The 6,841-nt window shown below is 67.0% G+C and carries 3 protein-coding genes; all 3 read left to right on the plus strand.

Annotated features, from left to right (window positions below; all coding sequences use genetic code 11):
• The first annotated feature begins 4 nt into the window (after positions 1–4).
• Positions 5–1,000 (plus strand): hypothetical protein, encoded by a 996-nt coding sequence (locus tag VI08_RS20095; RefSeq protein ID WP_045831421.1) that lies wholly within the window; start codon positions 5–7, stop codon positions 998–1,000.
• Between the two features lie 34 nt (positions 1,001–1,034).
• Positions 1,035–2,726, plus strand: coding sequence for an Ig-like domain-containing protein (locus VI08_RS20100; protein ID WP_045831422.1), 1,692 nt, complete (start codon positions 1,035–1,037; stop codon positions 2,724–2,726).
• Between the two features lie 400 nt (positions 2,727–3,126).
• Positions 3,127–6,841: amino acid adenylation domain-containing protein (locus tag VI08_RS20105; RefSeq protein WP_157130536.1), on the plus strand; the 3,715-nt coding region annotated here is incomplete at its 3' end.

Raw genomic sequence — 6,841 nt, forward strand, 5'->3', positions numbered from 1 at the left:
GGAAATGAATCACAGCGTGTCGACCAAACCAAATGCCACCTTCGAACCGCCCGATGTCCGTGGGGCGATCGATGACCAGGTCGAGCCTGGCCAGGAAGATGTCTACCTCGTCATCCCGCTCAACAGCCTGATCGCGGTGGGTGATGAAATCATCGTCACCCTGGCAAGCGACGAGGCCCCGCCACGACACGAGACGCTCCGTGCCACGAACCAGGAGGGATACGCTGCCACGCTGCATCTTTCTCCCGATTATCTGCGCGCCCACGATCGCCAGGCGATCACGGCGACCTACCGCGTGACGGGCAAGGCGACTTCCCTGCCCTACATGTTCCATGTCGGCCCACCCAAGGTGCCTCTCTTGATCGATACATCGCCGATGGCGCTTGAGGTCGGGGAAAGCAAGGTGCGCAGCGCCACGGGGGGTGTACCGCCCTATGTGTATCGCTCTGCAAACGCAGCCGTGGCCACGGTCGATGCGAATGCAAGGACCACGGGCACCGGGCCAGGGTTGACGGTCGTGACCGCTGCGGATGCTGCGTCGGGTAGCGTCAGCTATCCCGTCGACGTGACCCAGGTGCTCGTTGATAGTCTCGAATCGGCGCCACTGGGTGATTTTGCGACGCTCGAGCGGCCGTTCATGGACATTTTGCACACCTACGGCCGGACCACCGTCGCATCCGTTTCGCATCCGCCCTATATCAACGGGCGTGGCGTGATGCTGTACGCCAAAGGCCCCATCCCGCCAGGTAACGCATACGCGGTGACTCTCTCGTTCAACCGGGCCATGAAACGGGTGCGGCTTGGCTACCTGGCTTCGGCGAGCGGTGCCGTGGCCGTTGAGCACTATGCCAATGGGCAATCGGCAACGACCCCATTACCGGGCGTCGGGCCCGGATGGTCGACCCATGTGCCACCGTCTGGCAGCGCGATCATCCGCATAGAGTTGCGGCCCGTGGCGGGAAGCGATTTGTGTATCGACAATATCGAGGCTGAGGTGTAGCTGGGAATGGCGGCATGCCACCAGGGAGAGAACCATGAATGGACGCAACAAGGACCAGACGAAGGCCACCTTCGATGCCCCCGCCGTACTGGGAAGCAACAACGACCGCGTCGACCCGGGCCAGGAGGAGGTCTACCTCGTCATCCCGCTCGATAGGTTGATCGAGGTTGGCGACGAAATCATCGTCACACTGGCAAGCGACGACACATCGCCACGGCGCGAGACGCTCCACGCGACGAACCAGGGTGGCTACGCCGCTACCCTGCATCTCGCGCCCGATTACCTCACCGCCCACGACGGCCAGGCGATCACGGCGTCTTACAGCGTGACGGGCAAGGCTGATTCCGTGCCGTACGTCTTCCACGTGGGACCACCCAAAGCGGAGTTGCCCGCCCCCGAAGTACTTGAAGCGGCGGCAGGCAATCTGCTTCCCGTCGCGGCGAAAGACGGTGCAACGGTCCGCGTGCCCGCCGCGCTCGCGCCGGCGGATTCCATTGTCGTGCACTTCGGCAACTACGACAGCCCGCCCGTGGCATGGAAGGCAGGGCTCACCGTGCTCATTCCACCGGCCGAGGTGGCCAAGGTGCTGGGCACGACGATCGAGGTGACCTATACCGTCAATGGCGCGGACACCTCGCAGGCGCTCGACCTGCATGTACTGGACTTTGCCGACAACGATCCGAGCCTGCCGAGCCCCGTTGTGAACCAGGCAAGCGGCGGCGTCGTCGACCTTTCGACATTCACTGGGAAGGCCAAGGTGGCCGTCGCGCCGTGGCCGCTGATCGCCACCGGGCAGCGCACGTGGCTGCGCGCGGAGGGTACGAAAGCCAATGGCACACGGGACACACATCCGCTCCGCGAGAACACAGCCGTCACCGCCAGCGAGGTAACCGATGGCCTGCTGGAAAACCTGCCGCGCACCTGGCTGCAGGGGCTCAAGGACGGCAGCCAGCTGACGCTCCGGCTGTCGGTGAACTTCGCCGGTGCGGCGGACGAGGCAAGCAGCAAGGCGTTCCCACCACGCAGCTATACCCTGAAACTTGCCAAGCCCTTGTCGATCGATACCTCGTTGATGACCCTCGAGGTCGGAGAGAGCGAGGTGCGTACGGCGACCGGTGGCTCGCCGCCCTATGCCTACCGTTCGGCCAACGCGGCCATCGCTACCGTCAATGCGAGCGGGAGAACCACGGGCGTCGCCGCCGGCTCCACGACCATTACTGCCACGGATAGCATCGCTGCTTCGGTGGGTTACTCGGTGCAGGTAAAGCGACCCGTGATGCCTGGCGGTGTGGAGGACTTCGAATCAGCGCCGGTGGGCAACCTTCCTGACTACCTTGATCGGCCCCTGGACACGTTGGTGCTTGTCAGCCCTCCGCCGGGGAGCGTCTATGCCATTCGCTCCGCTGGCACTAGCCCGATGTCCGGGCGGTACCTGTATGTGCAGTGCATAAACCGCGACCACCTATCCTTGACGTTCCATATCCGTCCGAAGTCGGCATGTCGATCATTACGGTTTGCCTACACCGCTTCGCTGGATGCATCGAACCGGGGGGCCTTCATTCAGGTCCATGCCTTCCACGAAAACCACGGGGCCGACGAGAAGCTGATTGAGAGCAGCGGGTCCGGCACAGTGAGTTTCACGAGCGAAGAGCTTTACGCTACCCTCGTGGTAACTCTCTATGGAGCAGCGCTTTCCATCGACAATGTCGAATTCAATACGCTCTGACGACCGTGAACAGGAACGCGACTGCGACCAAGGTGGCGCACAGCTCGCTGTTGGACCTTGGCAACCGCCGATCACCTCCCCCGTGTGCGAACGCCACGGCTCCCGTCAGCGCAGGCATCTCTTATCCTCCCCCATCGGCCAAACGCCCACCCCCGGCTAGCGCGCTGGTTGTATAGGCCCGCCGCCGTTCACGGCCTATAAATGATTCCGCGACCGCAGGTGCCTGGAGCCCTGCGGTAGTTCACGGGGGATCGCATGAAGGCCGACGGAAAGCTGCGGGTATCGAGGGTACAGGGGATGGCGATGGGCGCGGTGGCCACTGTGGCCGGCCGCGCCGCGGCGCTCCTGGCCATTCGGCCTATGCCTTTCCGTCGGGCGTCTACCCGGACGGAGCCAGGCCATGAATGAGACGGTGCACGGGCGTTTCGCCCATGTCGCGAAGCAGTACCCGGACCGGGTCGCCATCGCTTCGGACGATCTTTCCCTGACCTATGCCGAGCTGGACGCGCGCAGTGACGCGGTGGCCGCGGGCCTGCGTGCCGCGGGCGTGGGGCATGGCGCCTATGTGGCGCTGCTCATGGAGCGGTCGGCGCTGGCGCTGGTCGCGGTGTTTGGTGTGTTGAAGGCCGGTGCGGCGTATCTGCCGATCGACGGGACGTGGCCAGCGGAGCGCGTGGCGTTCGCGTTGGCGGATGCGGATGTGGCGGCGGTGATTGCCGACGCGCCGGGAGGCGTGACGCTTCAGGATGTGCCTGTTTTTGGGATGACGGAGTTTGATGTCGTTTCGCAAGGGGGTCGCTCGCGGAGCGAGCTCCTACAGGGGGGTGGGGCGTGTGGGGATGACCTGGCGTATGCGATGTATACGTCGGGGTCCACGGGCATGCCCAAGGGGGTCGAGATCCGGCATCGGTCGATCCTTCGCCTCGTTTGCAAATCCGACTACATTGATTTTGATGCGCCGAAGATCCTGCATGCGGCGCCGCTGGGGTTTGATGCCTCGACCCTGGAGATTTTCGGGCCACTGCTGAATGGCGGCACCTGCGTGGTGTATCCGCAGCGCGTGCCGACCGGCTGTGGCATCGCCCGCGTGGTCGAAACCCATGGCGCCGAGATCGCGTGGCTCACGGCCGCGCTGTTCAACGCCATCGTGGACGACGATGCGAGCAACCTGGCCGGCCTGCGCTGCGTGCTGACGGGTGGCGAGGCGCTTTCCGTGCCCCACGTGCGCAAGGCCCTCGCCGCCCTGCCTGCCACCACGCTGTTGAACGGCTACGGCCCGACCGAATGCACCACGTTCACCACCACGTACCGCATCCCGCACGATCTGCCGGACGATACCGGCGCGATTCCCATCGGCACGGCCATCGGCGAGACCTCGCTGCACGTGCTGGACGAGCACCGCGAGCCGGTCGCGGACGGCACCATCGGTGAGCTTTTCATCGGCGGCACCGGCGTCGCCCGCGGTTACCTCAACCGCCCGGAGCTGACGGCCGAGAAGTTCGTCGCCTCGGCGCATGGCACGCTTTACCGCACGGGCGATCTGGTGAAGGTGCTGCCGGATGGCAACCTGGGCTTCATCGGGCGTGCCGATGGGCAGGTGAAGATCCGTGGGTACCGGATCGAGACGGGCGAGGTTGAGTTCGCGCTGCGCGCGCTTCCTGGGGTGGTCTCGGCCGCGGTGATCGCCCGGGAGGATGTGCCGGGGGATAAGCGGTTGGTGGCGTATTACGTTGGCTCGGGCGATCGCGCGCAAGCGCGCTCCCACCAGGGCGGCGACCTGGGCGACGGCGTCAGTGCCAGGGGGTTGAGGGACCAGCTGGCGGCCACGTTGCCGGAATACATGGTGCCGACCGCGTGGGTGCGGATGGATGCGCTGCCGATCAACGCCAACGGCAAGCTCGATCGCAAGGCGCTGCCCGCGCCCGACCGGGCCCGGCCGGAGCTGGCGGCGCCGTTTGTCGCCCCGCGCGGCGAGACCGAGCACGCTTTGTGCACCGTCTTCGCGGAAACCCTCGGCGTGGAACGCGTCGGCCGCGAAGACAACTTCTTCGACCTCGGCGGCAATTCGCTGCTGGCGACGCGCGCCATGGCGCGCATCCACGCGGAGCTCTCCACGGCACCGACCCTGGTGGGCTTCTTCGCGGAGCCCACGCCGGCCGCCGTGGCGGCCACGATCGAGGGGCGCACCACCCGGCAGGCCCTGGCAGGGCGCCTGGCGGGTGGCGCGCCGGCGGCGGGGGAACCTGTGGCCATCATCGGCATGGCCGGCCGCTTCCCGGGCGCGCCCGACGTGGAGACGTTCTGGGACAACCTGTGCGAAGGCCGCGAATCCATCCGCTTCTTCACGCCGGAAGAGATCGACCCGGCCGTGCCGGCCGCCGACCGCGACGACCCGGGCTATGTGTTCGCCCGCGGCATCGTCGATGGCGTGGCCGATTTCGACGCGCCGTTCTTTGGCATGTCGCCGCGCGAGGCGGAGCTGACCGACCCGCAGCAGCGCCTGTTCATGGAGCTGTGCTGGGAGTGCATGGAACGCGCGGGCTACGTGCCCGATGGCCAGGACACGCCAGTGGGCGTGTTCGGCGGCATGCACAACGCTACTTATTACCAGAAGCACATCAGCGGCCGCCCCGACCTGATCGAGAAGCTGGGTGCGTTCCAGGTGATGCTCGGCAACGAGAAGGATTACGTGGCCACCCGCGTGGCCCACAAGCTCAACCTCACCGGCCCCGCGATCAGCGTCAACACCGCCTGCTCCACCTCGCTGGTGGCCATCGCGCAGGCCTTCGACGCCCTGCGTGCCGGCCGCTGCGACATGGCGCTGGCCGGCGGCGCATCCATCGCCTGCCCGCCCAATAGCGGCTATATCGCGCAGGAAGGCTCGATGCTTTCGCCGGATGGCCATACCCGCACGTTCGACGTGAACGCGCAGGGCACGGTGTTCAGCGATGGCGCCGCCGTGGTGCTGCTGAAGCGCCTGGCCGATGCGCTGCGCGACGGCGACCCGATCTACGCGACGATCCGCGGCGCGGCCATCAACAACGATGGCGCGGTGAAGGCCAGCTTCACCGCCCCGAACGCCGCCGGCCAGGCCGCCGTCATCACCATGGCGCTGGACAACGCCGGCGTCAGCGCACGCGAGATCTCCTACGTCGAAGCGCATGGTACCGCCACGCCGCTGGGCGACCCGATCGAAATCGAGGGCCTCACCCAGGCCTTCCGCCAGGGCACGAACGACAACGGCTTCTGCGCCATCGGCTCGCTGAAAAGCAACGTGGGCCACCTCGTGATGGCCGCGGGTGCCGCGGGCGTCATCAAGACCGCGCTGGCGATGCATGAACGCCGCCTGCCGCCGTCGCTGCACTTCACCGCGCCGAACCCGCGCCTGAACCTCGCCACCTCGCCGTTCGTCGTCAACGACACGCTGCGGCCGTGGCAGAGCGCCGGCCCCCTGCTGGCGGGCGTGAGCTCGTTTGGCGTGGGCGGCACCAATGCGCACGTGATCATGGAAGAGGCGCCGGTACGCACGCCGTCCGATGCCGCCACGGGGCCACAGCTGCTGACGCTATCCGCGCGCACGCCGGGCGCCCTGGCCGCCGCCGCCGCGCGGCTCGCCGACCATGTGGCGACGCACCCGGACCAGAACCTCGCCGACACCGCGTTCACCCTGGCCCGCGGCCGCAAGGCCTTCGGCCAGCGCATGCACGTGGTCGCGGTATCGGCCGCCGACGCCGAGGCCCGCCTGCGCGACATCGCCGCCGCGGCCATCTGCCATGCGTGCAGCGACCCGGCGCCTGGCGTCGTGTTCCTTTTCCCTGGCCAGGGCTCGCAGTACGCCGGCATGGGCCGCGAACTGCATGCCACCGAACCCGTCTTCCGCGCCGCCATCGACGAGGTGGCCTGCGCGCTGCGTGACGAGCTCGGCTTCGACCTGCGCGAGCGGATGTTCGACGATGACGCCGAGGCCCTGAAGGCCACGGCGCTGACGCAGCCGGCCACCTTCGCCCTGGAATACGCCCTCGCCCGCCTGTGGATGAGCGTTGGCGTGCAACCGGTGGCGATGATCGGCCACAGCGTGGGCGAGTTCACCGCGGCGGTGCTGGCGGGTGTCATGC

Source organism: Luteibacter yeojuensis, assembly GCF_000964085.1.
GTDB classification, from domain to species: Bacteria; Pseudomonadota; Gammaproteobacteria; order Xanthomonadales; family Rhodanobacteraceae; genus Luteibacter; species Luteibacter yeojuensis_A.

What these genes read in the sequence shown, in the direction of transcription:
- VI08_RS20095 (WP_045831421.1), top strand. Translation starts at nt 5, where the DNA reads ATGAATCACAGCGTGTCGACCAAACCAAATGCCACCTTCGAACCGCCC.
- VI08_RS20100 (WP_045831422.1), top strand. Translation starts at nt 1,035, where the DNA reads ATGAATGGACGCAACAAGGACCAGACGAAGGCCACCTTCGATGCCCCC.